At 64.5% G+C, this 23,038-nt stretch carries 21 protein-coding genes and 1 other RNA gene; 5 read left to right on the forward strand and 17 right to left on the reverse strand.

Annotated features, from left to right (window positions below; genetic code table 11):
* Positions 1-27 precede the first annotated feature (27 nt).
* Genes OIK40_RS06700 through OIK40_RS06715 form a run of 4 tightly spaced genes read right to left on the reverse strand, consistent with a single transcriptional unit; the run spans position 28 to position 3,575 of the window.
* A complete protein-coding gene (locus OIK40_RS06700; RefSeq protein WP_273677241.1) occupies positions 28-630 on the reverse strand; it encodes an ABC-type transport auxiliary lipoprotein family protein in 603 nt (200 codons plus the stop codon).
* A gap of 26 nt (positions 631-656) precedes the next feature.
* Complete coding sequence (locus tag OIK40_RS06705) at positions 657-1,604, reverse strand: MlaD family protein (RefSeq protein WP_273677243.1); 948 nt, start codon at positions 1,602-1,604, stop codon at positions 657-659.
* 52 nt (positions 1,605-1,656) lie between these two features.
* Positions 1,657-2,463: an ABC transporter ATP-binding protein gene (locus OIK40_RS06710; RefSeq protein WP_273677246.1), complete on the reverse strand. Its 807-nt coding sequence runs from the start codon at positions 2,461-2,463 to the stop codon at positions 1,657-1,659.
* Positions 2,463-3,575: an ABC transporter permease gene (locus OIK40_RS06715; protein ID WP_273677247.1), complete on the reverse strand. Its 1,113-nt coding sequence runs from the start codon at positions 3,573-3,575 to the stop codon at positions 2,463-2,465. Before OIK40_RS06715 ends, OIK40_RS06710 begins: the two co-directional genes overlap by 1 nt.
* A gap of 119 nt (positions 3,576-3,694) precedes the next feature.
* Between OIK40_RS06715 and OIK40_RS06720 the strand changes: the two genes are divergently transcribed.
* Positions 3,695-6,427 carry a valine--tRNA ligase gene (locus OIK40_RS06720; RefSeq protein WP_273677249.1) on the forward strand — a complete coding sequence of 911 codons (2,733 nt, stop codon included), beginning with the start codon at positions 3,695-3,697 and terminating at the stop codon, positions 6,425-6,427.
* A 63-nt stretch (positions 6,428-6,490) separates the two neighbouring features.
* Here OIK40_RS06720 and OIK40_RS06725 read toward each other — a convergent pair whose 3' ends face one another.
* On the reverse strand, positions 6,491-7,789 hold the full coding sequence (locus OIK40_RS06725; protein WP_273677251.1) for an amidohydrolase family protein: 1,299 nt from the start codon (positions 7,787-7,789) through the stop codon (positions 6,491-6,493).
* Between the two features lie 329 nt (positions 7,790-8,118).
* Between OIK40_RS06725 and OIK40_RS06730 the strand changes: the two genes are divergently transcribed.
* Positions 8,119-8,853, forward strand: a complete 735-nt coding sequence (locus OIK40_RS06730; RefSeq protein ID WP_273677253.1) for a 7-carboxy-7-deazaguanine synthase QueE — start codon at positions 8,119-8,121, stop codon at positions 8,851-8,853.
* 57 nt (positions 8,854-8,910) lie between these two features.
* On the opposite strand, the gene OIK40_RS06735 is transcribed toward OIK40_RS06730, so the two are convergent.
* The 6 genes from OIK40_RS06735 to OIK40_RS06760 all read right to left on the reverse strand — a co-directional run bounded on the left by OIK40_RS06735 (position 8,911) and on the right by OIK40_RS06760 (position 15,582).
* The gene (locus OIK40_RS06735) at positions 8,911-10,605 is read right to left on the reverse strand and encodes an ATP-binding protein (protein WP_374211791.1); all 1,695 of its coding nucleotides are present in this window, start codon (positions 10,603-10,605) and stop codon (positions 8,911-8,913) included.
* Positions 10,606-10,689: 84 nt separating this feature from the next.
* Positions 10,690-11,448 (reverse strand): TIGR02186 family protein, encoded by a 759-nt coding sequence (locus OIK40_RS06740; RefSeq protein ID WP_273677255.1) that lies wholly within the window; start codon positions 11,446-11,448, stop codon positions 10,690-10,692.
* Positions 11,445-12,362: a sulfite exporter TauE/SafE family protein gene (locus tag OIK40_RS06745; RefSeq protein ID WP_273677257.1), complete on the reverse strand. Its 918-nt coding sequence runs from the start codon at positions 12,360-12,362 to the stop codon at positions 11,445-11,447. The genes OIK40_RS06740 and OIK40_RS06745 overlap by 4 nt, the downstream gene beginning before the upstream one ends.
* 97 nt (positions 12,363-12,459) lie before the next feature.
* Positions 12,460-13,572, reverse strand: a complete 1,113-nt coding sequence (locus OIK40_RS06750) for a hypothetical protein (protein WP_273677258.1) — start codon at positions 13,570-13,572, stop codon at positions 12,460-12,462.
* A 23-nt stretch (positions 13,573-13,595) separates the two neighbouring features.
* On the reverse strand, positions 13,596-15,020 hold the full coding sequence (locus tag OIK40_RS06755) for a glycosyl transferase family protein (protein WP_273677259.1): 1,425 nt from the start codon (positions 15,018-15,020) through the stop codon (positions 13,596-13,598).
* Positions 15,021-15,144: 124 nt separating this feature from the next.
* Positions 15,145-15,582, reverse strand: a complete 438-nt coding sequence (locus OIK40_RS06760; RefSeq protein WP_273677429.1) for a VOC family protein — start codon at positions 15,580-15,582, stop codon at positions 15,145-15,147.
* A gap of 77 nt (positions 15,583-15,659) precedes the next feature.
* On the opposite strand from OIK40_RS06760, the gene OIK40_RS06765 reads away from it, so the two are divergent.
* Entirely contained in the window at positions 15,660-16,412 is a 753-nt protein-coding gene (locus OIK40_RS06765) for an SIMPL domain-containing protein (RefSeq protein ID WP_273677261.1), read from the forward strand.
* 42 nt (positions 16,413-16,454) lie between these two features.
* Here the strand turns inward: OIK40_RS06765 and OIK40_RS06770 are convergent, their stop codons facing one another.
* Positions 16,455-17,438 (reverse strand): TorF family putative porin, encoded by a 984-nt coding sequence (locus OIK40_RS06770; RefSeq protein WP_273677262.1) that lies wholly within the window; start codon positions 17,436-17,438, stop codon positions 16,455-16,457.
* 309 nt (positions 17,439-17,747) lie between these two features.
* Here OIK40_RS06770 and OIK40_RS06775 point away from each other — a divergent pair, with 309 nt between their 5' ends.
* Together OIK40_RS06775 and OIK40_RS06780 are read left to right on the forward strand one after the other, a co-directional pair.
* Positions 17,748-18,554 carry a metallophosphoesterase family protein gene (locus OIK40_RS06775; RefSeq protein ID WP_273677431.1) on the forward strand — a complete coding sequence of 269 codons (807 nt, stop codon included), beginning with the start codon at positions 17,748-17,750 and terminating at the stop codon, positions 18,552-18,554.
* Positions 18,555-18,614: 60 nt separating this feature from the next.
* The gene (locus OIK40_RS06780) at positions 18,615-19,925 is read left to right on the forward strand and encodes a UDP-glucose dehydrogenase family protein (protein WP_273677263.1); all 1,311 of its coding nucleotides are present in this window, start codon (positions 18,615-18,617) and stop codon (positions 19,923-19,925) included.
* Here the strand turns inward: OIK40_RS06780 and OIK40_RS06785 are convergent.
* The 5 genes from OIK40_RS06785 to OIK40_RS06805 form a co-directional block, all read right to left on the reverse strand.
* Entirely contained in the window at positions 19,922-20,575 is a 654-nt protein-coding gene (locus tag OIK40_RS06785; RefSeq protein ID WP_273677264.1) for a TspO-related membrane protein, read from the reverse strand. The two genes, OIK40_RS06780 and OIK40_RS06785, sit on opposite strands and share 4 nt — an antisense overlap.
* Positions 20,576-20,761: 186 nt before the next feature.
* Positions 20,762-21,189: RNase P RNA component class A (rnpB, locus tag OIK40_RS06790), an RNA gene on the reverse strand.
* A gap of 36 nt (positions 21,190-21,225) precedes the next feature.
* A complete protein-coding gene (locus tag OIK40_RS06795) occupies positions 21,226-21,957 on the reverse strand; it encodes an N-acetylmuramoyl-L-alanine amidase (RefSeq protein ID WP_273677266.1) in 732 nt (243 codons plus the stop codon).
* An 11-nt stretch (positions 21,958-21,968) separates the two neighbouring features.
* Positions 21,969-22,622 carry a histidine phosphotransferase family protein gene (locus OIK40_RS06800; protein WP_273677267.1) on the reverse strand — a complete coding sequence of 218 codons (654 nt, stop codon included), beginning with the start codon at positions 22,620-22,622 and terminating at the stop codon, positions 21,969-21,971.
* 9 nt (positions 22,623-22,631) lie between these two features.
* On the reverse strand, positions 22,632-23,015 hold the full coding sequence (locus tag OIK40_RS06805) for a M67 family metallopeptidase (RefSeq protein WP_374211793.1): 384 nt from the start codon (positions 23,013-23,015) through the stop codon (positions 22,632-22,634).
* Positions 23,016-23,038: the final 23 nt, after the last annotated feature.

Raw genomic sequence — 23,038 nt, forward strand, 5'->3', positions numbered from 1 at the left:
GGTCAGACCGCCCGCCCCGTCAAGCGTTCAATTCACAACCCACTCCGCCGCCTCGCCCGCGACCTGATTGGCTACCCGGTTGAGCGCCGCGCCCACTGCGCGCGCTTCTGGCGGAATGCCGCTTTCGCGCGCTTCGAAACGGCGGGTGGTGGCATTGCCCTCGCCATCCACGCGGATCGCGTCATAACGCACCACAACCGACGAGGTGGACGCATCATAGCCCATGTCGATCAGCGTGCCGCGCAAGGTCGTGGTAGCGAGCGCCACGGTCTCGTCCCCGTCAAGCACCAGCGCCGCGCCGCCGCTTTTGGCGCGCAAGGTCTCGCCCAGCAGGTGGCGGAACAGGCGCGCGGGCTTTTCCACCCAGAAGGCATCCTGAAGATAGGCGAGTTCGGTGTCGGACACCTGCACCGGCACGCGCAGCACATCGAGCTTGGCCGGGGCGTCGAGCGCCAGCACCGCGATCACCTTGCGATCGGGCGCGGCGGCGGCGCCGCTGCCGACGGGCGCACGCTCTGTGGGGCTGAGGGTCAGCAGGCTTTCGGGCGGGGGGCCGCCAAGGCTGATGCAGCCTGAAAGCCCCAGCGCCAGCAACGCCGGCGCGGCAATCCGCCTGGCAAGATTCGTCATGCCTTTGTGCTTCACGGCCATATCCTTCACGGCTTGTAATCCGGCAGCGCCTTGCCACCCACCAGCGCGCCCGCGCCTTCGCTTTCGAGCTTTTCGGTGATCGAACGCAGCGCACGGCTGGTAGCGCGCAGATCCTGCAAGGTCGCCTCGGCATTGGGCAGCGTGCTTTCGCGCAGCTGCTTGGCCGCCGGACGCGTATCCTCCAGCGTCGCCGCCAGCGATGCCGCCGCGGCATTGGCGGAACGCAGTGTCGCGCGCAGTTCGGCGGCGAGCGGCTTGCCCTCGTCATTCACGAGCTTTTCGGTGGTGAGCGTCAGTTTCTCGATCGAATCGAGCGTCTGGTTGAATTCCTCGAGCGTGGTCTGGAACTGTTCGAGATTGGCGACCAGCGCCGGGGTCGCCTCGGCGAGGCCGCCCGACAGGCGGTTGGTGTTGCGCAGAATTCCGGCAATCTCCTGCTGGTTTTCCGGCCCGAGGATGGTGTTCAGTTGTTCGGTCAGCGTCGTCAGCCGTTCGAGCAGGAGCGGCGCGTTGGCGACGATTTCGCCAAAGCCCCCGCGCCCCGGCGGGATGACCGGGCGGCCTTCGGGACAGGCGGTGGTTTCGCAGGTGATCGGCGGTGCATCCTTGCGCGCGCCGTCCAGCAGGATGGTGGACACCCCGGTGAAGCTTGCCTGGATGGTCGCCTGCGTGCCGACCAGGATCGGCACATCGTCGCGCACCTTGATCCGCACCCGGACGAATTCGGGATTGCCGTCAGCCAGCGAGATTTCCTTCACCTGCCCCACCGGAACCCCGGCAAAGCTGACTTCGCTGCCATTGGCGAGGCCCGACACCGACTGGGCATAGAAGATGTCGTATTCATCCTGTTCGCCCTGCCCCAGCCGCGCGATCCAGACGATGAACGCCGCCAGCCCCGCCAGCAGCACCAGCGTTACCGCACCGACCCAGAGATGGTTCGCTCTCGTTTCCATGTGCGTTCCCTATGAAGCCCGCCGGGCGATGATGTCCAACATTCTCTCGCCCTTATCCTTTCGCGCGCTCGTGCGAGGCCCTGGCCGCACGGCCGCGCGGGCCATTGAAATATTCCTCGATCCACGGATGTCCGGTCGCGATCAGTTCGGGGATCGTGCCGACCGCGATGATCTTCTTTTCGGCGATCACCGCCACCCGGTCGCAGATCTCGTAAAGCGTATCGAGATCATGGGTGATGAGGAACACGGTGAGGCCCAGCGTTTCCTTAAGCTCGCGGGTCAGGCGGTCAAACTTGGCCGCGCCGATCGGGTCGAGCCCGGCGGTCGGCTCGTCAAGGAACAGCAGTTCCGGATCGAGCGCCAGCGCCCGCGCCAGCCCTGCGCGTTTCTTCATCCCGCCCGACAATTCGGACGGATATTTGGCCACCGCGCTATCGGGCAGGCCCGACAAGATCACCTTGTAACGCGCGATCTCGGCGCGCAGCACGGGATCGAGATCGGGATAGAACTGCTTCAATGCGACTTCGACGTTCTCGCCCACCGTCAGGGTTGAGAACAGCGCGCCGCCCTGGAACAGCACACCCCAGCGGCAGCGCACCCCGATATTGCTGTCGGGATCGATGTCGGTGATGTTTCTGCCCAACACCTCCACCCGTCCGGCGCTGGGGCGCTGCAAGCCGATGATCGATCGCATCAGCACCGATTTGCCGCTACCCGATCCGCCCACCACGCCAAGGATTTCGCCACGCCGCACGGTCAGGTCGAGGTTCTCGTGGACCACGAAATCGCCGAAACGGTTGGCCAGCCCTTCGACCACGATCGGGGGCGGTTCGTCGGGGGAATGATAATGTCCGCTCATCAGCCCCAGCCCACTTCGGTAAAGAACACCGCGAAGAACGCGTCGAGCACGATCACCGCGAAAATGGCAGAGACCACCGCCATGGTCGTGCGGCGGCCGACTTCCTCGGAATTGCCGCGCACTTGCAACCCGTTGTAACAGCCCGCCAGCCCGACGATCAGCCCGAACACCGGCGCCTTGATCAGGCCAACCCACAGATCGTGCGTCGGCACCACGTCGTGAATCCGGTCAAGGAAGGTCCAGAACGGGATGCCCAGCGTCAGGTCGCCCACCACTGCCCCGCCGACAATCGCCACGACCGAGGCATAGAAGCCCAGCAGCACCATCATTAAAGTCGCCGCGACGATTCGCGGGATCACCAGCACCTCGATCGGTGAGATGCCGATGGTGCGCATCGCGTCGATTTCCTCGGTCAGCTTCATCGTGCCGAGCTGCGCGGCAAAGGCGCTGCCCGAACGGCCTGCGACCATGATCGCGGTCATCAGCACGCCCAGCTCGCGCAGGGTGATACGCCCGACGAGATTGACGGTCAGCGCCTCGGCCCCGAATTGTTCGAGCTGCACCGAGCCTTGCTGGGCAATCACGATGCCGATCAGGAAGCTCATCAGCCCGATGATCGGCAGCGCGGTGACGCCGACCAGTTCCATCTGGTGCACCAGCGCCTTGAACGGAAAGCGCGTCGGGTGGCGGATCAGGCTGCCGACCCCGATCAGGATCTGCCCGAAAAAGCCGACCACGCCGTAAAGGCCCGAGCGCCCGGCATAGACCTTTTCGCCCAGCGCCACCGGCACGCGTTCCCACACCGGCAGACGATCAGGGCCGATATCGCTGCTTGCCTCGATCCCGCGGACTGCGCCCAGCAGACGCTGCGCCGCCTCGCTCGCACCGGTGATCTCGGCATCATGCGCGCGGGCGAATTGCAGCACCACCCATGCGCCGACCGTGTCGATATCGTCGACATCGGACAGGTCGACCGCCGCCACCGGGCCGGAAAGGGTTTGCAGCGCGCGCTCGAACGGGCCGATCGCGGCCAGCGTTAGCTGACCCGACAGCACCAGCCGGGAATGTCCCGCGCCGTCTTCCACCAGCGAATATTGCGCGGCTTCCTCCATTACGAGCAAGCTATGGGGAGATTTTCGGCCTTCGACAAGGCTCTCGCGCAGGGTTCGGGCGCGCCTGCGCGTCTTGTCCGTTGCATCGCAGCATCGCTGCTGGCATGGCGCGGCCCATCATGAGCAACACTTTGCCCACCACCTTCGACCCCGCCGAAATCGAGGCGCGCTGGTATGCCCACTGGGAAGCGAACGGCCTGTTCCGTCCCGAACGCCCCGACGCGGAAGCCTTCACCATCGTCAACCCGCCGCCGAACGTCACCGGCTCGCTGCACATCGGCCACGCGCTCGACAACACGTTGCAGGACGTGGTGGTGCGCTATGAACGCCTGCGGGGCAAGGATGCGCTGTGGGTGGTCGGCACCGATCACGCAGGCATCGCCACGCAGATGGTGGTCGAACGCCAGCTGGAGGCGCGGCAGGACAAGCGCACCAATTACAGCCGCGAGGATTTCGTGGCGAAAGTGTGGGAGTGGAAGGCCGAAAGCGGCGGCACCATCACCAACCAGCTGCGCCGTCTGGGCTGTTCGATGGACTGGAGCCGCGAACAGTTCACCATGGACCCGCACTTCACCCGCGCGGTGATCAAGACCTTCGTCGATCTCTACAACGACGGCCTCATTTACCGCGACAAGCGACTGGTGAACTGGGACCCGAAGCTGAAGACCGCGATTTCCGATCTTGAGGTCGAACAGCAGACGCTGGCAGGCAGCTTCTGGCACTTCAAATATCCGTTGGCTGACGGGGTCACCCTGCCCGACGGGCGCGATTATCTCGAAGTGGCGACCACCCGTCCCGAAACCATGCTGGCCGACATGGCCGTGGCGGTGAACCCGGCGGACGAACGCTATGCCAGCGTTGTCGGCAAGCATGTGATCCTGCCGCTGACCGGCCGCCGTATTCCGGTGATCGCCGACGAGCACGCTGATCCCGAACTGGGAAGCGGCTGCGTCAAGATCACGCCGGGCCATGATTTCAACGACTTCGAAGTCGGCAAGCGGGCGGGAATCGCAGCGGGCGAGATGCTCAACATGCTCGATGCCGAAGCGAACGTGTGCCAGACTGCAGACGGGCTGGTGCCGGAGGAATTCCTCGGCCTGCACCGGTTCAAGCGTGACGGCGTCGACGGCGCACGCGAGCTGGTTGTCCGGCGGATGAAGGAACAGGGCTTCCTCATCCCGCACATCACCAGGGGCAAGGACGGCGAGGAAATCGAACACGACGCCGAACCGCGCCAGATCGCGACGCCTTTCGGTGATCGCGGCGGCGTGGTGATCGAGCCGTGGCTGACCGACCAGTGGTATGTGAACGCAGCGGAACTGGCGAAGAAGCCGATCGCGGCGGTGAAGTCCGGCGAAATCCAGATCGTGCCCAAGACGTGGGAAAAGACCTTCTTCAACTGGATGGAAAACATCCAGCCCTGGTGCGTCAGCCGCCAGCTGTGGTGGGGGCACCGGATTCCGGCGTGGTTCGCCGATGATGGCCGTTGCTTCGTGGCCGAAGACGAGGCTGCCGCGCAGGCGCTGGCCGGGGAAGGCGTCAAACTCACGCAGGACGAGGACGTCCTCGACACGTGGTTCTCTAGCGCGCTGTGGCCCTTCGCCACGCTCGGCTGGCCGGAGAGCGATGCGCCGCTGCTCCAGAAACACTTCCCCAACAGCCTGCTGATCTCCGGCTTCGACATCCTGTTCTTCTGGGATGCGCGCATGATGATGATGGGCTTCTACAACATGGGGCAGAAGCCCTGGGACAAGCTCTATCTCCACGGCCTTGTGCGTGCCGCCGACGGCGCAAAGATGTCGAAGTCCAAGGGCAACGTCGTCGATCCGCTTGGCCTGATCGACCAGTACGGGGCGGACGCGCTGCGGTTCTTCATGGCGGCGATGGAAAGCCAGGGCCGCGACATCAAGATGGATGAAAAGCGGGTCGAAGGGTATCGCAACTTCGCCACCAAGCTGTGGAACGCGGCGCGTTTCTGCCAGTCCAACGGCATCGGTGCGTCCTCCACGATCAAGGCCCCGCCCGCGCGGCTTGCCGCCAACCAGTGGATCATCGGCGAGGTGCAGGCCTGCGTCGGTGAAATCGAACGCGCCATGGCCGATCTGCGCTTCGATGCGGCGGCCAATGCGATCTACCAGTTCACCTGGAGCAAGTTCTGCGATTGGTATCTCGAACTGATCAAGCCGCTCTTTAACGGGGATGCCGACAGCCCGCCTGCGGTGGAAACCCGCGAAGTGGCCGGCTGGGCGCTCGACCAGATCCTCGTCATGCTGCACCCCTTCATGCCCTTCATAACCGAAGAGCTGTGGCACAAGCTGGGCGCGCGGCCTTACGAACTGATCCTTGCGCAGTGGCCGGCGCCGCAAGCGGAAGTGAGCAAGGAAGCGACCGACGCCATTGACTGGGTGATCGACCTCACCACCAACACCCGCTCGGCGAAGAACGAACTCCGCATCGCGCCGGGGGCAAAGCTGGCGGCGTGGCTCGCTGCTCCGTCAGACGTCGCTGCGCGCACCATCGAACGCTCCAGCGCCGCGATCGAGCGTCTGGCGCGCCTTGCGCCGGTGACGATCGGCGAAGCTCCCGCAGGCCCGGCCATGCAGGTCACCGCGGGCGAGGACGTGTTCATCGTGCCGCTCGAAGGGGTCGTCGATATCGCCGCCGAAAAGGCCCGGCTCGAAAAGGCGCTGGCGACCAGCACCAAGGAAGCCAAGAGCCTTGAAGGCCGCCTGTCCAACGCCGCCTTTGTCGAGAAAGCCAAACCCGAAGCAGTCGAAAAAGCCCGCGCCGATCTCGCCCACCACCAGGGCGAAGTCGAACGGCTGACATCGGCGCTGGCGCGGCTGGGCTAAAGGCGCAAACCAGCGCAACAGATTGGCGCCGCGCCCGCTTTCAGGACGCGGCGAACCGGCCGGTTATTCCAGATCGATAACCTTGCCGCGCGCCATGACAAACTGGACATCCTTGTAAACCGAAACATCCGTCAAAGGATCACCGGCAACCGCGATGATGTCCGCGCTTTTGCCCGGTGCGATCGTGCCGATCTCTTCAGACAGGCCAAGCAGATCAGCGGCGTTGATTGTGGCTGCGATCAGGGCGCTTTCGGGCGTCATCCCGTTTTCGACCATCAGTTCAAATTCGTCGGCGTTGCGGCCATGTTTCGACACGCCGGCGTCGGTGCCGAAGGCAATCCGGACACCGCGCGGGACCAGCACCTGAAGCGTTTTGCCGGTGATGCCGATACGCCATTGGATCTTGGCAAGGACATCCGGCTCATAGGCAGCAGAATTGGCCGCCAGCCTTTCCTTGTACCCGTTCACTGTCGACAGCGTCGGGACATAGTAGGTCTTGCTCTTCGCCCACAAGGCGATGACGTCGTCGGTCAGCATCGTGCCGTGTTCGATCGAATCGACACCGAGTTTCAGTGCCTGAAGAGTCCCGTCTGCGCCATGCGAATGGACCGCCACCTTGCGCCCGAACATCCGCGCGGTGGCCACGATCGCCGCCGCCTCGTCATCGAACATCTGGCTGCCCAGGCCTGCGCCTATTCGGCTGTTGACCCCGCCGGTTATGGTCATCTTGATGACGTCAGCGCCGCGCCCGATCTGTTGCCGCGTCGCGCGGCGGCAGTCTTCTGCCCCGTCACAGGTATTCGCCGCTCCCGCAAAGAACGGGCGCAGTTCGTCACGATAGCCAAGCGCGTCGTCGGAGTGGCCGGCTGTGCCCGACAGGCTGCTGCCGGCATCGATGATCCGCGGCCCCATCGCCTTGCCGGCGTTGACCGCATCGCGCAGCGCGAAGACCGCGCCGTCGCCGTCGCCCAGATTCCGCACCGTGGTAAAGCCTGCGCGCAGCGTCTTGATCCCGTTCGCCTGCGCATTGAAGGCCTGCGCAGCGGGAGACAGGGTGACGGCCTCAAGCTGTCCGGCCAGCCCGCCGGCATCACTGGTCAAATGCACATGGCTGTCGATCAGTCCGGGCAGCACGGTGTGATCGCGCAGGTCGATGACCCGGGCGTCCGCGGGAACGTCCGAATGCCCGTCTGTCACCGACAGGATCCGGCCATCCTCCACGATAATCGTTGCTGGTCCACGCGGCGCTTCGCCGGGCACGTCGATCAAGCGGCCTGCGTGAATGACGGTTGTCTGCGCCACCACCATCGACGGCAAAAGGGCTGATATGGCAACAGCAGCCGCAAAAATTCCCGCTTTCATAGATTTTCCCCGTTCCCTGAAGACCGTCTAGCTCCTGCCCCGGTTTCGCTCAAGCGGCATTGTCCGGCCGCACCCTGCGGCGAACGGTCCCCAACCATTCTCGATGCAATCGGCCACCCCGCGCCAGCCAAGGCGCCGGAAATTTCCTACCGGCGGGATTCGTGGCATAGGCCGGGGATGATCCGGCGCTGCGACACCCGAAATGCCTCTTGCCCCCGTGTTCGTCCGCATCGGAAGGAGAAGTCTATCCCAATGATTATAAGCCATTTTTTCTTATCTGCAGAAGTATACACCGTGTATACTTCGTCACCTTTGGCAGATAAGCCGGCATGAACCTTGTCCTTGCCACGGACGATGCGGGCGGGCCGGAGATTTTCGCCAGCTTGCAGGGCGAAGGGCCGAGCGCCGGGATGCCGGTCGCCTTCGTGCGCGTCAGCCGCTGCAATCTCGCCTGCACATGGTGCGACACGGCCTATACTTGGCGGTTCGAGGGCGACAATCGCCCGCATCGCGACGGGGTGGCCTATGACCGCAAGGCCAACCAGTTGACGCTCTCGCCTGCCGAGACTGCCGAACGGATTGCGATGCTGGGCCAGAAGCGCCTCGTCATCACCGGGGGCGAGCCGCTGTTGCAGGCGGGCGCGCTGGCCGAGATGCTCGGGCATCTGCCGGATATCGCCGTGGAGATCGAGACCAACGGCACCGTGGCCCCTCCGGCGCGGCTCGACGTGCGGGTCGATCAGTACAATGTCAGCCCCAAGCTGGCGCATAGCGGCAATCCGGCCGATCTGGCGCTGATCCCCGAACGGCTCGACGCATGGGCGGGCGATCCGCGCGCCTTCCTGAAGTTCGTGGTTGCTTCGCCCGACGATGTGGCCGAGGTGGCGGCGCTGCAAGAACGCTACCGCTTCCGGCCCGAGCGCATTTTCCTGATGCCCGAAGGCACCGACAGCGCAACGCTGCGCGTGCGCGAGGCGTGGCTATCGCAGCTGTGCCTTGCGCACGGCTTCAGGATGAGCGACCGGCTGCATATCCATCTGTACGGGGATACGCGGGGAACATGACTGTTTGCGGGCCCGCCTCTGCGGGTCCGAACCAAAGCGAGAAGGAGACCCTACCCCTTAACCCTGGCTTCTCCAGCGCATCACCACGCGCTCGACCAGTTCTTCCTCGCCGCCGTCCTTGCTCCACAGATCGACGAAGCTCGGGTCTTCCGAAGCGGGGCGGCGGTGTTCCTCGAGCGTGTCGAAAGTGACGCGGACCGGGATCGCCACGCCTTCGCCGCAGATGATGCATTCGCGGTTTCTGAGCGCCGGGATCGAATCGAGGAACCCGCGCGAGCCTTCGGGCATGGCCGAGCGCACGAAGGCCTGGTCGCGATCGTTGTTGAGGCGCATCGCGATGATCGTGCCGCACTGCGACAGCACGCCTTCGGCAAGGTCCGAGGGACGCTGGGTAATGAGGCCAAGGCTGATGCCGTATTTACGCCCTTCCTTGGCGATACGGCTGAGAATCTTGGCGACCGAGGAACCGTCCGAGTTCTTCTCGTTCGGAACATAGCGGTGCGCCTCTTCGCACACCAGCAGGATCGGCCGGGTCTTTTCCTCGCGTCCCCAGATCGCGAAGTCGAACACGAGGCGGCTGAGCACCGCCACCACCGTCGAGGTAATGTCCGAAGGCACGCCCGACACGTCGATGATCGAGATCGGCTTGCCTTGGCCGGGCATGCGGAAGATTTTGCTGATGAAGGCGGTCATGGTGTCGCCGACCAGCATGCCGGAGAACATGAACTGGTAACGCGGATCGGCCTTCAGTTCGTCGAGCTTGCCCTTGATCCGCATGTAAGGTGCGGACGAGGTCGCCTTGTCGAGCTTGCCCATCTCGTCCTGCAGGATGTTGCTGAGGTCCGACAGCAGATAGGGGATCGGCGAATCCACCGTGATCTTGCCCAGGCCCTGTGCCAGACGGTTCTTGGAGCGCGCGGCGAGCAGGCACTTGGCCAGAATGTCGGCGTCGACCTGCCGTTCGTTACCGCTGCTGGAAAGGAGCACTTCGCAGTGTTCCTCGTAATTCATCAGCCAATAGGGCATCTGCAGGTTGGAAACGTCGAGGATCTGCCCGGTCTGGCGGAAGGCGGCGGAATATTCGCCGTGGGGGTCGATCATCACGATGTGACCCTTGGGCGCGGCCTCGCAGATCTTGTGCAGGATCAGCGCAGCGCTGGTCGATTTACCGGTACCGGTCGAACCGAGCAGTGCGAAGTGCTTGCCCAGCATCGCGTCGATATAAAGCCCGGCGCGGATATCGCGGGTGGGGAACACCTTGCCGATGGTGATGCTGGCACGCCCGTCGCTGGCGTAGATCTGTTCGAGATCGCGGGTCGTGGCGGGATAAACCATCGCGCCCGGCACGGGGTAGCGGGTAACGCCGCGCTTGAATCCGTGGATACGCCCAGTCAGCTTTTCCTCGCCGCCTTCGCCGAGGAAGTCGATATGGGCGATAACCCCGCCTTCGCTGCGGCGATCCTTGCGCTGGTCGCGGACGCTGGCAAGCAGCCAGGCATCGCCCACGCGGATCTTGATCTGACTGCCGACCTGACCTGCCAGGGCCACGGAAGGATCGGGGTCCTTCATGCAATCATTGATGCGCTGTAGGTCAAAGGCGATCTGCGAGCCGGAGCCGGAAATCTCCAGCACCACGCCGATCGGCAGGCGCGAATTGTCGGGCATGCCGCCGGCCTGCGCGGACATGTCGTCCTCGCCCTCGATCGCCGGACCGGTAAAGCGTTCGAAATCCTGCCTGCCGTGATCGGTCATTCGCGCCTTTCCCTGCGCCAGATGCAACAATTGCACGCAGGGATAGGAGAAGCGGGGTTAAGATCGGGTCAACATGGCGGCGCCTCAGCCGCGCGCAAACAGCCTTCCGGCAATCCAGCCCATCGCCAGCGACAGGACAATCGCGCCCAGCCCGTAGATGAACGACCATCGCTGCGCGGCGATCACCACCTGCCCTTCCAGGCCGACCTTCTCGACTGCAATCCGCGCCGTCGCGCTCGTGAGCACGCGGCCGCGGGCAATGGCGAAGGTTTCGGCGGTATAGTTGCCGGTGGTGACGTTGGACGGCAGCACGATGCGCGCCTGATAGAGCACGCCTTCGCTGATCCGCACGCCCTCCGGATTCTCCTGATACAATCCCTGCTTCTCGCGCAGGACGACCAGCCCGCGCGCGAACCGCGCCTGTTCCTCGGGATCGATCTGGCCGGAGGGGGAAAGCTGGATGAAGTCGGTCCCCAGTTCGAAGATCGCCGCGGTGCGTTCATCGACGATCTCTTCGATAGGGCGCGAGGAGGCGACCGCGAAGAACGAGGGCGCGGAGCGGAAATCGCTGCCTCCGGCGTTCATCCAGATGCCGGCGATGCGATCCTTCTCGCGGATCCGCACCGGTTCGGTCGGGCCTTTCACCACCACCACGATGTCGTAGTCGTCGGACGTGCCAGGGGGTGCAATCACCGCGCCGTAGAGCAGCAGATTGGCGCCGGTGAAGCCCTGCCGCACCTCGATCCGCGACTGGCTGACTTCGGGCACCAGAATCGGTTCGCGCTGCCCGGACAGCAGCGGCGCGGCCAGCAGCAACAGCAAGGCGGCAGCGATGCGTCTCACAGCGGCGCCACCGTGTAGATTTCATCAGGCTGCACACCGAGCCCGTAAAGCATCCGCAAGGCGATCACGATCACCAGCGCGGCGAGCGCGAGGCGCAGGTATTCGGGCCGCGCCTTCAACGCGATCTGGGTGCCGAACTGCGCACCCATCACCGATCCCAGCAACAGCAGCGCGGCCAGTACGATATCCACCGCCTTGGTGGTCAGCGCGTGGGTCATGGTGGTGACCATCGTCACAAACAGGATCTGGTAAAGCGAGGTGCCGACCACGACATTGCCGCTCATCCCAAGAATATACAGCATCGCCGGCACCAGCAGAAAGCCGCCGCCCACCCCCATCAGCATGGTCAGGATACCCACCAGCATCCCGAGGATCAGCGGCGCCAGCGGGGAAATGTATAGGCCCGAGGCATAGAACCGCCAGCGATAGGGCAGGCTCGCGACCAGCGGATGGTGCCGCCGCTTGCGTACCGGCGCTCCGGCTTTGCCCAGCAGCGAGGGCCTGAGTGCGCTTACCGCCTCGCGCATCATCAGCGAGCCGATCGAGCCCAGCATCAGCACATAGAGGATGTTGATGACCACATCGATCTGGCCCAGCGCCTGCAGCAGCCGGAACAGCGCGGCGCCGATCAGCGCACCTACAATCCCGCCGCCGACCATTACCGTGCCCATCCGGTAATCCACCCCGCCGCGCCGTGAATGGGCGAGCACGCCCGATACGCTTGCACCCGTCACCTGCGTGGCGGCGGAAGCCGCGGCGACCGTGGGCGGAATGCCGTAAAAGATCAGCAGCGGCGTGGTCAGAAACCCGCCGCCCACGCCGAACAGCCCGGACAGGATACCCGTCAGCACGCCCAGCAGCACGATAAACAGGCCGTTGACCGACAGATTCGCAATGGGCAGGTACACGTCCATGCTTTGCGATTAGCCGAGTGGCACAGGCGATGAAAGCCGCAGTAACGGGGTTATTTCACGCAAAGCCATCCCGGTTGCGGATTGGCGCAGGCAAATGTCATAAGCTGGTCGAAAGCGTTACCGCCAACCCCGAATCCGGCCCGGCATTGCCCTCAACCCGCTCGCGCCAGTCCACCGCGAGGCGGGCGGGCACATCGCCCAGCGTCAAATCGAACCGTATGGTCGGGCCAAGATCGACGCGGTGCGCGCCTTCCTGCGCCCCGCCCCATGCGCCGACGCCGAGGCTGAACCGCAGGGCATTGTCAAAGGCGGGCGCTACAGCGTCGATCTCGCGGGTCAGGCTGGCCTGTCCGTCGGCGAACAAGGTTGCATCGGTCCCGCCAACCCAACCGGCCTGGACATAGGTTTCCAGCCGGGTGTCGAGCGGAAAGTCTACCGGTGCGATCTCTGTCACAGCAAAGGCGGCAGGACGGGTTTCGGAACGGAAAGCGCTTTCGGTGTAGCGCAGCTCGCCAAAGGCACGCACAGGCAGCTCCGGTAGCGGCCGAGCGGAAGCACCGAGCGCCAGCTCGCTTTCCCCGCGTCGCACCAGCGCACGATACGCCCGCGCATATAGCCGAGGATCGCGGGGATCATCAGGGGCAACACGATATTGCAGCACAGCGCCGACCTGACTCGCGCCGTAGATCGGCACCCGCCCCTGCGATATTGGCGCAGCGTTGGATCCCTGCCGCAAGAAGCCCCAGCCCGCCGCCGACCAACGCCCTTGCCCCTTAGCCTTAGCCTTGGCCGGCGACGCATCGGGAAGGAACGGCGGAGCCTCGCGCATCGCCCACGACGCCATCACCGGCATGGCATTTACCGGCACTCGCCTGGCCGGCCTGCGCATGGCCTTGCGCCACAGCAATTGGTGCGCGGCGGCCATACTCGGGTCCATTCCCACCGACAGTCCGCTACCCAGCATAGCGAAGGCCCCGTCACTGCCGATCGCTCGTTCGGGTGTGCGGGCCAAGGGCACGCGCGCAGGCGCGGCGGTCGCCTGCATGCGCGCAGGCGGCACAGCGGCGGGCTGTATGGTTTCTGGCACCTGCGCCCCGGCGAAAGGCGCGAATGGTGCGGGCACCGCAAACGGACTTTCCCAGACCAGCGCCCGCCCGCCGATCCACGCGGCAAGCACAAGCCCGATCACCGCCACCGGCGCGCCGCGCATTCGTGCAGGTTTCGCCGCGGGTGTCATCTGCCAGAAGCTCCCGCCGCGAGGCCCAACCGCAGCGGATGCACGTCATGTTCTGTCTTGTCCCACGCTGCGGCGCTTCCCCTCAGTGTGCGGATATAGGCAAACACCGCCCTGCGTCCGGCGATAATTGCGACCAAATTGGCCAGCGGCAGCCGCAGCACCGCCCGCGCGCCTTCGGAAACGCCATATTCGCGTGCGGCAAAGGCAAAGCGCATGGCCGCACGCCAGCCGAACGCAGCCAGATTGGCGATCAGCAGCGCTTTTAGCAGCGGGGTCAAAGGCACCGGCTCCCCCGCGCCTGCGATCAACGCCACGCCGCCGAGCGCGGTGAGCCCGACCAGCGCGTAGCCGGTCAACAGCACCAGCGCGGCAAGCGGGCCGCGCCGGTCTCGCGCGCGCATCCAGCCCTCGAGCAGCCCGCCCGCCCAGCCGATCCGGTCCCATCCCTGCAAGGCGATACCGAGCACCCAACGGCCCTTCTGGCGCACTACATGATCGAAACGGTTGGGAAAGAAAGCGCGGGTTGCCACGAGGCTTCCGTCCTCGCCGCGCATGCGGACGAACCGGCAACGCCCCCCTGCCGCCGCAATGCCCAGTCCGAGTTCGTAATCCTCGGTCAGCGAGCCACTGGCGAAGGGTTGCCCGTCCGCATGAGCGGCTGCCAGCCGTTCAAGCGCGCCGCGTCCGGCCGCGCATCCCACGCCTGCGCCCGGCAAGCCTGTGCCGAGCCAGTCACGCACAACCATCGCCTTGCCGTGTGCCTCGGCGAATTCCTCGCAATAATGGCTGCCGAGCTGGTTCGAGAACCAGGTGCCGTGCCGCTGCACCAGCGGCTCGACCGGCAGCTGGACGAAGTCCGCACCCTCGGCAACGGCCTCATCAAGCAGGCCGAGCGCGGCGGGATCGACCATGTCCTCGGCATCGTGGAACACTACCATCGCATAGCGCCGGCCCGAGCGCACCTCGTCGGTTGCCACTGCGGCATAAAGGCGGTTGAGGCAGTCGGCCTTCGTGCTCGGCCCGTCGCGGTCATGGATAACCAGCCGCAGGCGCGGATCGCCCTTTGCAGCCGCCGTCGCGGCAGCCAGCGTCGCGGGATCATTACGGTAACAGCCGACATAAAGCCGCATCGTCGCTTGCGGCCAGCTTGCCAGCAGGTGCGCGATCGTATCGCCGATCACCGCGGCTTCCTGCCACGCCGGGATCAGCACCGCTGCCGGCGCGTGCAGCGGGCGGTTGACCAATGCGGCACGGCGCCGAACCGGCGCTTTCCCCCGCCCGGTTGCGCGCAGCCACAGCCACAGCCCGTCAACCGCCAGATCGTCAGCCGCACCGATCAGGAAAAAGATCCCGGCGAACAGCAATAATTCATGCTGAAGCAGTGCGAGCCACTGCCACAGGCCAAGATCTCCGATGGACAAGGCGACCCCCCTTCTCCCGTGTAAGTCGCCAGACTATCGCGGCCCTGCATAATATGCAACGGCTTGGAATATTTTGATAGTTTAGGGTCGGTTTACTTTGTGAAGGAGATTTGGCCCACCGGCTTTACCAGCTACCGACATTCTCCATGCTGGCCCAGGGCTCGGCCGGTTCGAGATAGCCTTCCTGTAGCAGTTCGACCGAGATCCCGTCGGGCGACTTCACGAATGCCATGTGCCCGTCACGCGGCGGCCGGTGGATGATATGACCGCCATCCCGCAGGCGCTGGCAGGTCTCGTAAATATTTTCTACGCGGTAGGCGAGGTGGCCGAAATTGCGCCCGCCATCATAAGCCTCGGGCGCGCTGCCGTCCTCGGGCGGCCAGTTGTAGGTCAATTCGACCTCGGCCACGCCTTCCTGCCCCGGCGCGGCAAGAAAGATCAGCGTGAAACGCCCTGCCTCGACATCGAAGCGGCGCACTTCCTCCAGACCGATCAGCCTGAAGAACGCGACCGTCGCATCCGGATCGGTAACGCGGATCATGGAGTGGAGATATTTGACCATGGCAACCTTCATTCAAAAACGGTTCATCGACAGTGATGCACAACTCGTCGCACCAACACTTCGAGGAGGACAATGCGATGAGCGAGCCTGCGGCGCAACCCGCGATTGATGAACGCCCCTTTCCGCGCGACGCAGCCACACTGCGCTGGTTCGGTACCGCTGCAATCGCAGGTCTCGGGATCATCGGCGGGGGATACCTGCTCGGAGACGGTTTGCTGCGGGCCAAGGACGCCGAACGCGCGGTGACGGTGCGCGGCCTCGCAGAACGCGATGTCACCGCAGACCTTGCCACCTGGACGATCTCCTATTCCGCCTCATCCACCAGCCTTGCCCAGGCGCAGGACAAGGTCCGCCGCGACACGCAGGCCATCGAAGCTTTTTTCAAGGATCTGGGCTTTCCAGCCGACGCCCTGCAACCGACCGGCGCGAACGTTTCGAGCTACAGCAATGAAGGCGTCACGACCTACACCGTGCGGCAGCGGCTCGCCTTGCGGAGCGAGGATATCGCCCGCGCGCAAAAGGCGGTTGCCCGCCAGTTCGATCTGGTCGGGCGCGGGGTGTTCCTCGAAGAAGGCTCGGGGATGAGCTACACCTTCACGAGGCTGAACGACATCAAGCCCGAGATGGTGGCCGAAGCGACCAAAGACGCGCGCGCCGCAGCACAGCAGTTTGCCGAGGATTCGGGCTCTGACGTGGGCAAGATCAGGGACGCCACGCAGGGATACTTCACCATCGAGGCGCGCGACGGGGAGTCCGGTGGCTGGGGCATGGCCGACAGCCCTTACAAGAAGGTGCGCGTCGTCACCACGGTCAGCTTCTCGCTCGATTGAGGCGGAACGGGGACGGGCCTGAGCCCGCCCCTGCCCCCTGCATCAGAACGAAGCGGTGACCGAAAACACTACCGTCGCATCGGCGATCTGCCCGCCTGCCAGCTTCGAGAAGTTCGGCAGCAGATAGGCGCTTTCGGCAGCGGAAATGTCGGTATCAATATAGGCGACCGACAGGGTCAGCCCCTCGATCGGCGACACGTCGGCACCCAGCGACCAGTCGAAATAGGTGCCGGTCGGCGCAATGCTGGTGCCGTTCGGACCAAGGCCCGCATTGCCGTCGGAATAGCCGAGGTGCGCCTTCAGGCTGATCGGCGTGTCGGCAATGCCGTAAACCACATCGCCCGACAGGTAGAGGTTGTCTTCCTTGTCGCCCGGATCGTCGGGAAGCCCGGCAGCGGCAGCCGCGCCGGTCAGGAACACCTTGCCCAGCGCTTCCTGATTGGGCGCATAGGCGACGCCCGCCGTCAGCGAAAGCGGGCCGATATCACCCGAAAGCTTGGCATAGAGTTCGGCGAAGTCGGTGGTGTCAGCCCCGCTCGGGTACATGTACCACACAACGCCCGTATCCAGCGTGCCCTCGCCGACCGGGAAGGCGAAACCGGCGATCAGATCGAGTTCGGTATTGGTGCCGCCGAAGGTACCCCAACCCGCCAGGTTCGAACCCCAGGCGCCGACGTAGAAACCGCTTTCGTGGCTGATGGTGATACCGCCCTGCACCGCGAGCCCCTCGTCAGTCTGCGAGACACCGCGGAAACGATAGTCGGAAGTCAGCGTCGCGCTGCCCGAAACGGTAATGGCAGATGCGGGTTCGTCATCGGCCCGGCTGGCGTCAGGTGCGATTGGCGCAATGGCGCGTTCGCTTGCAGCAAGCGCGAAAGTCGATGTGGAGGGCGCAGATACGGGAGCGGCTTCGACTACGGTGAACGAATCGTCGGCGCTCTGTTCATCGGCCGCAAAAGCGGGCGCAGCGCCGGCAAGACAGATGACGACGGAAACGGCGGAGAGGCCGCGAAAGGTATAGGACATGACAACTTCCTGTTTTGTTGTAGGTCGTTGTCCCACCTGCGTGCCCGACCGTCATTTCGTTTGGCGAATGACCCCATTCAGGCTGGTAATATTCATATCCTTGAAGATAAAGGAACGCAAGATATGACATATCCGAAGGTTCGAATTTGACCTGAACGCACAATTTGCACTCTCCGGCCGAATTCCCGCTCGCTCGGTTGCAGTTGCGCGGCATCATGGCTAAACGCCCGGCCATTGCAGGAGATCAGGCGAGCAGGCTTGCCCTTACCGTCCTGTCGGCCCTCTCCGAACCGGATCTGCAAACAGCCCATGCTCAACAAACTGCGCGATCTCTTCCGCACCAAACAGTCGCCGCGGCTGCCCGCAGTGCCGGCAGGCACGCGCTATTACGTGATCGGCGATATTCACGGACGGCTCGATCTGTACGATGCCTTGATTGCCGCCATCGAGGAAGACGACCGGAGGGAGTCGCCCGCCGAGACCCGCATAGTGCTGCTCGGCGATCTGGTCGACCGCGGGCCGGACAGCGCCGGCGTCATTGCCCGCACACGCGTGTGGCAGCAGAGCCGCAAGGTTCGCGTTCTGGCCGGCAATCACGAGGAAATGTTCCTCGCTGCCTTCGAAAAACCCGAAGCGCTGCGCCATTTCCTCAAGCACGGCGGGCGCGAGACAGTGCTGAGCTACGGCTTGTCAAAAAAGCAGTTCAACGCGCTCTCGCTTGAAGAGATCTTTGCGCTGTTGCCGAAGCTCGTGCCCGAGAGCGAGCGTGACTACATCGCCAATTTCGAAACCATGGTTCGCGCAGGGGACTATGTTTTCGTGCACGCCGGAATCGATCCCGCCCGCCCGCTGTCCGAACAGAAACGGTCGGACCTGCTGTGGATTCGCGAGCGCTTTCTCAACCACGAAGGCCCGCTGGAGAAAGTGGTTGTGCACGGCCACACCATTTTCGAAAGCGTGATGGATTGCGGCAACCGCATCGGCATTGACACTGGCGCTTTCCGGTCCGGTGTGCTTACAGCGCTAGTGCTCGAGGGTGACCAGCGACGGATCCTCCAGGCCTGTGCCAGCAATGGCGGACCGGTGGAGATCTCTCACGGCGACCGGGCGATCTAGCTCTGCGGCGCAACATTCGGGGCCGCGTTTTTTAGACTTTTCGCGCAAGGGCGGCTGTTCATGAAGATTGCGATGGTGGGTTCGGGCTATGTCGGGCTCGTATCGGGGGCCTGTTTTGCCGATTTCGGGCATGACGTGGTCTGCATCGACAAGGATCAGGGCAAGATTGACCGTCTGCACGCCGGGATTATGCCGATCTACGAACCGGGGCTCGATGCGCTGGTCGAGAACAACGTCAAGGCCGGGCGCCTTGCCTTCACCACCTCGCTGGCAGAAGGGATCAAGGGCGCGGACGCGATCTTCATCGCAGTCGGCACGCCCAGCCGTCGGGGTGACGGTCATGCCGATCTGACCTTCGTCTATGCCGTTGCCGAGGAAGTGGGCGAAAGCCTCGCCAATGACGCGGTGATCGTCACCAAATCGACTGTGCCGGTCGGCACCGGCGACGAGGTTGAACGGATCATCCGCGAGACGGGCACCGCACACCGCTTCTCGGTCGTGTCCAACCCGGAATTCCTGCGCGAAGGCGCGGCGATCGGCGATTTCAAGCGGCCTGACCGCATCGTCATCGGTGCCGAGGATGACTTCGGCCGCGAGGTAATGCGCGAAGTCTACCGTCCGCTGTTCCTCAATGAATCGCCGCTCCTGTTCACTTCGCGCCGCACCAGCGAGTTGATCAAATACGCCGCCAATGCGTTTCTTGCGACCAAGATCACCTTCATCAACGAGATGGCGGATCTGTGCGAGAAGGTCGGCGCGAACGTGCAGGACGTTTCCCGCGGGATCGGGATGGACAACCGCATCGGGCCGAAATTCCTGCATGCCGGCCCCGGCTATGGCGGATCCTGCTTTCCGAAGGATACGCTGGCGCTGCTCAAGACGGCAGAAGATTATGACAGCCCCACCCGCATCGTGGAGGCGGTTGTGAAGGTCAATGACAGTCGCAAGCGGGCGATGGGCCGCAAGGTGGTCGATGCACTGGGTGGGCCGGATGCGGCTCGCGGAAAGAAGGCGGCACTGCTGGGCCTGACCTTCAAGCCCAATACCGACGACATGCGTGATAGCCCCGCAATCGCTGTCGCCCAGACGCTGATGGACGCAGGCGTTGCGGTCGCCGCCTATGACCCCGAAGGCATGGAGCAGGCCCGCCCGCTGCTGCCGGACGTGACCATGTGCGACAGCCCCTATGCCGCGATCGAAGGCGCGGACGTGGTGGTGATCGTGACCGAGTGGGACGCGTTCCGCGCGCTCGACCTGAAGCGGGTCAAGGAACTGGCGAACGCGCCGGTGATGGTGGATTTGCGCAATATCTACAATCCCGAAGACATGCGCGCTGCCGGCTTCACCTATGCGAGCGTCGGCCGGGCCTAGGCTCCGAACCAGTGGCGGCGGTTGGCGGACTGCGCAAGCTGCCACCCCAGCGCGCCCAGCACCATTGCTCCGCCCGCGATCGCCGCCCAGCCGATGGCGGCAAATTGCTGGCCTCCGCGCGCATAGATCGCGAGCAGCGCCCAGCAGAACACAAGACCGTAGAGCGGCGCGCCGCGCACCCGCGCGGTGGCGACAGCGGCAATCGCCGATCCGATGACGACCATCACAGCCGCGACCAAGGGTTGCGACGCTCCCCCGCCAACGCCGTAATATTTCAGGGTGGCCGAGATGTTGACGATGCTGGCCGCAGTCAGCCACGCAGCAAGCGCGCTGAATACCGGCGCCACCAGCCAGCGTTCCCCGCGTGAAAGACCGGGCGCCGCGACCAGCGCGCGCAGCACCACCAGCAGCCCTGCAAGCGAGGTCAGGATGATGAGCGCCGAGATCGCTGTGAGATTGGCGAACTGGGTGTAGGTCGCCCACACGCCCTGCGCTGCCAGCGCGACCGCAGCAGGCCAAGCGATGCGATCCAGCAGGGCATTGCCGCGCTGCCCGGGTAGCGCCTGCCACAGCGCAAACACGGCCGAGCCCGTGAACAGCAGCCCCCAGATTGCAAAGGCCCAGCCTGAAGGCGTCACCAGCGTGCGCACGCTGTCCGACCGGCTACCAATCGGCTCTCCAAGGCCCAGTTACGGCAAAAAGGTTGCGCCAATTTGCACCACCACCGCAAGGATGACGACAAGGCGCTGCATCAAAGGGCGAGTGATGGAGAGTGTTCGATTCATGCTGATCAGAACCATGGCGCTTGGCCGCGGTTCCCGCAGCGGGAGGATGGATATCAGGGGGCCATCATAAGCCGGGTTCTGTCTCCGCAGGCGGTATCCCGAAGGACCGGCCCCGCGGTGGCAGCCATTCATCTGGGCCGCCCATTGCTGGACGGCTCAAGCAGCCAACCCGGGCCGCTCGGGGCGAAACACCCCTACCCGCCATTGCTGACGGGCGCGCGGCCCCTATTCGGCCTTGCTCCGGGTGGGGTTTGCCATGCGGACCCCGTTGCCGGAGCCCCGGTGCGCTCTTGCCGCACCCTTTCACCCTTGCCTGTGCCCGCAAGCGGGCCATCGGCGGTTTGCTCTCTGTGGCACTTTCCCTTGCCCCCCTTGCGAGGAACCGGCGGGCGTTACCCGCCACCCTTGTTTCGTGGAGCCCGGACTTTCCTCGCCCCCCTTGCCTTAACAAGAACGCGCGCGGCTGCCTCAGGCCCCCTGATGCTGCGGCATATAGGGGCAGGTTCAGGGAAAAACTAGCGCGTCCGCCCCCGATCGCGATCAAGCAGCAATTGCCACAGGATTGCGGAGATCTCCCCGTCAACCACCCCGGTGATGTGTTCGGGCCGCCAGCGTCGCTCGAAGGCCTCCACCGCCTTGCGCTGATCGGTGATGTCGTAGCCGAAGCGTTCGAGCGCGAGGAAGAACGCGCCCTCGTTGTGGAAGGGGTCGCCCGCGGCAAGACTGGTCGGACGCGGCAGGCACAGCTTGTATTCGGCCAGCCGTTCCCACGGGAACAACTCGCCCGGATCGACCTTGCGCATCGGCGCAACGTCCGAATGGCCGACCACATTGGCGCGCGGAATATCGTACCGCTTCACGATTCGGCCCAGCAGCGGGATCAGTGCGTCGATCTGCGCATCAGCGAAGGGGCGGTAGCCAAGTCCGTGACCCGGATGATCGAGCTCGATCCCGATGCTTGCCGAATTCACGTCGGGTATCCCGCGCCAGTAGGAAACGCCTGCATGCCATGCGCGGCGATCTTCGGACACCAGCCGGATCACCTCGCCTTCCTCGGTTATGCAGTAATGCGCGCTGACGGAAGCTTGCGCGTCGCACATCCGCGCAATCGCATCCTCGACCGGCTTCATTTCGGTGTAGTGCAGCACCACCATACTGATCGGCAGCGTGCGCTCATTGTGATTGGGCGATGGCACCTCGCGGTGCACCAGTTCGTCGCGCCCGTCGCCGTCATTGCCCCCCAGCATCGACGACGCCCCTAACCAATCATTCCGTCAGGCTCGGGCAACACCGCGCCGAGCACCAGCACCCCGTCGCCCAGCTTGTATTGCAACCCGCCGGCCATTTCCTCGGCTACCAGCGCGATCATATGCGCGGCAGCGGTACGGCTGGTGATTTCACTTTCAGCGAGGTCGCCCTGCAGCGCACGGCCGATGGTCTCGTCGAAGGCGATCCTGTCGCCGCGCGCCCGCGCGACGATCTCCACCGCGCCCTCGCGCCGCTCGGCGCCGATATCAAGCGTGCCGCCCCGGACCAGTGCATCAAGTGCGATCTGGGCAAGGTTCAGCAGCACCTTGACCGCCGGCTTGGGAAGGCTCGGCTCGGCAATCGCCCAGTTGATTTCCACCCGCTTGGCGTCGCTGGCCAGCGCCGAGATTACCGCTTGTGCCTCGTCGATCGGGATCGCCTCCCCGAACCCGCCGGCAGCCCCGAAGGCGAGGCGGAAGAACTTCAGCTTGTCGGTGCTGATCCGCGCCGATTGTTCAAGCAGTTCCATACAGCGCGCACGCATTTCCGGATCCTGCTCCTCGGCGAGCAGTTCAAGCCCGTTGGCGAGCGCGCCTACCGGCGAAAGCATGTCATGGCACAGGCGCGAACAGAGCAGCGCGGCGAGATCGGTTTGCGAGATCATGCGCCTGTCCTAGCTTTCGATTCGCGCAAAGGAAAGTGCAGCAAAGCCCTCCTCCCCGTCCCTCCAGAACGTTACGTCGTCGGCTGCCACGATGGCCCAGATGCGTCCGTCACCAGCCGCACATTTGCGATCAGTTGCGGAAGGCGTGGCAAGGCCGTTGGGGTGGGAGTGGAAATAGCCCAGCACCTGCGGCCCGCCGGAGCGCGCAGCGCGGTGCGCGTCGATCAGCGCCTGCGGGTCGATCTCGAAATGGGTGGCGGGTTCGGGATGGGCATTGCGCGTTTGGCAAGCCTCGGCAATCCGCCCGCCCTCGCCAAGCAGGATGCCGCAGGCCTCTCGTGGGTGAGCCGCGCGCGCTGCGGCATGCATCGCAGCAAGGGCTGCGCTTGTCACTTCGACGTCCATCGCGCATGGCC

Origin of the sequence: Erythrobacter fulvus (assembly GCF_028595285.1) — a bacterium.
Lineage (GTDB): Bacteria > Pseudomonadota > Alphaproteobacteria > Sphingomonadales > Sphingomonadaceae > Erythrobacter > Erythrobacter fulvus.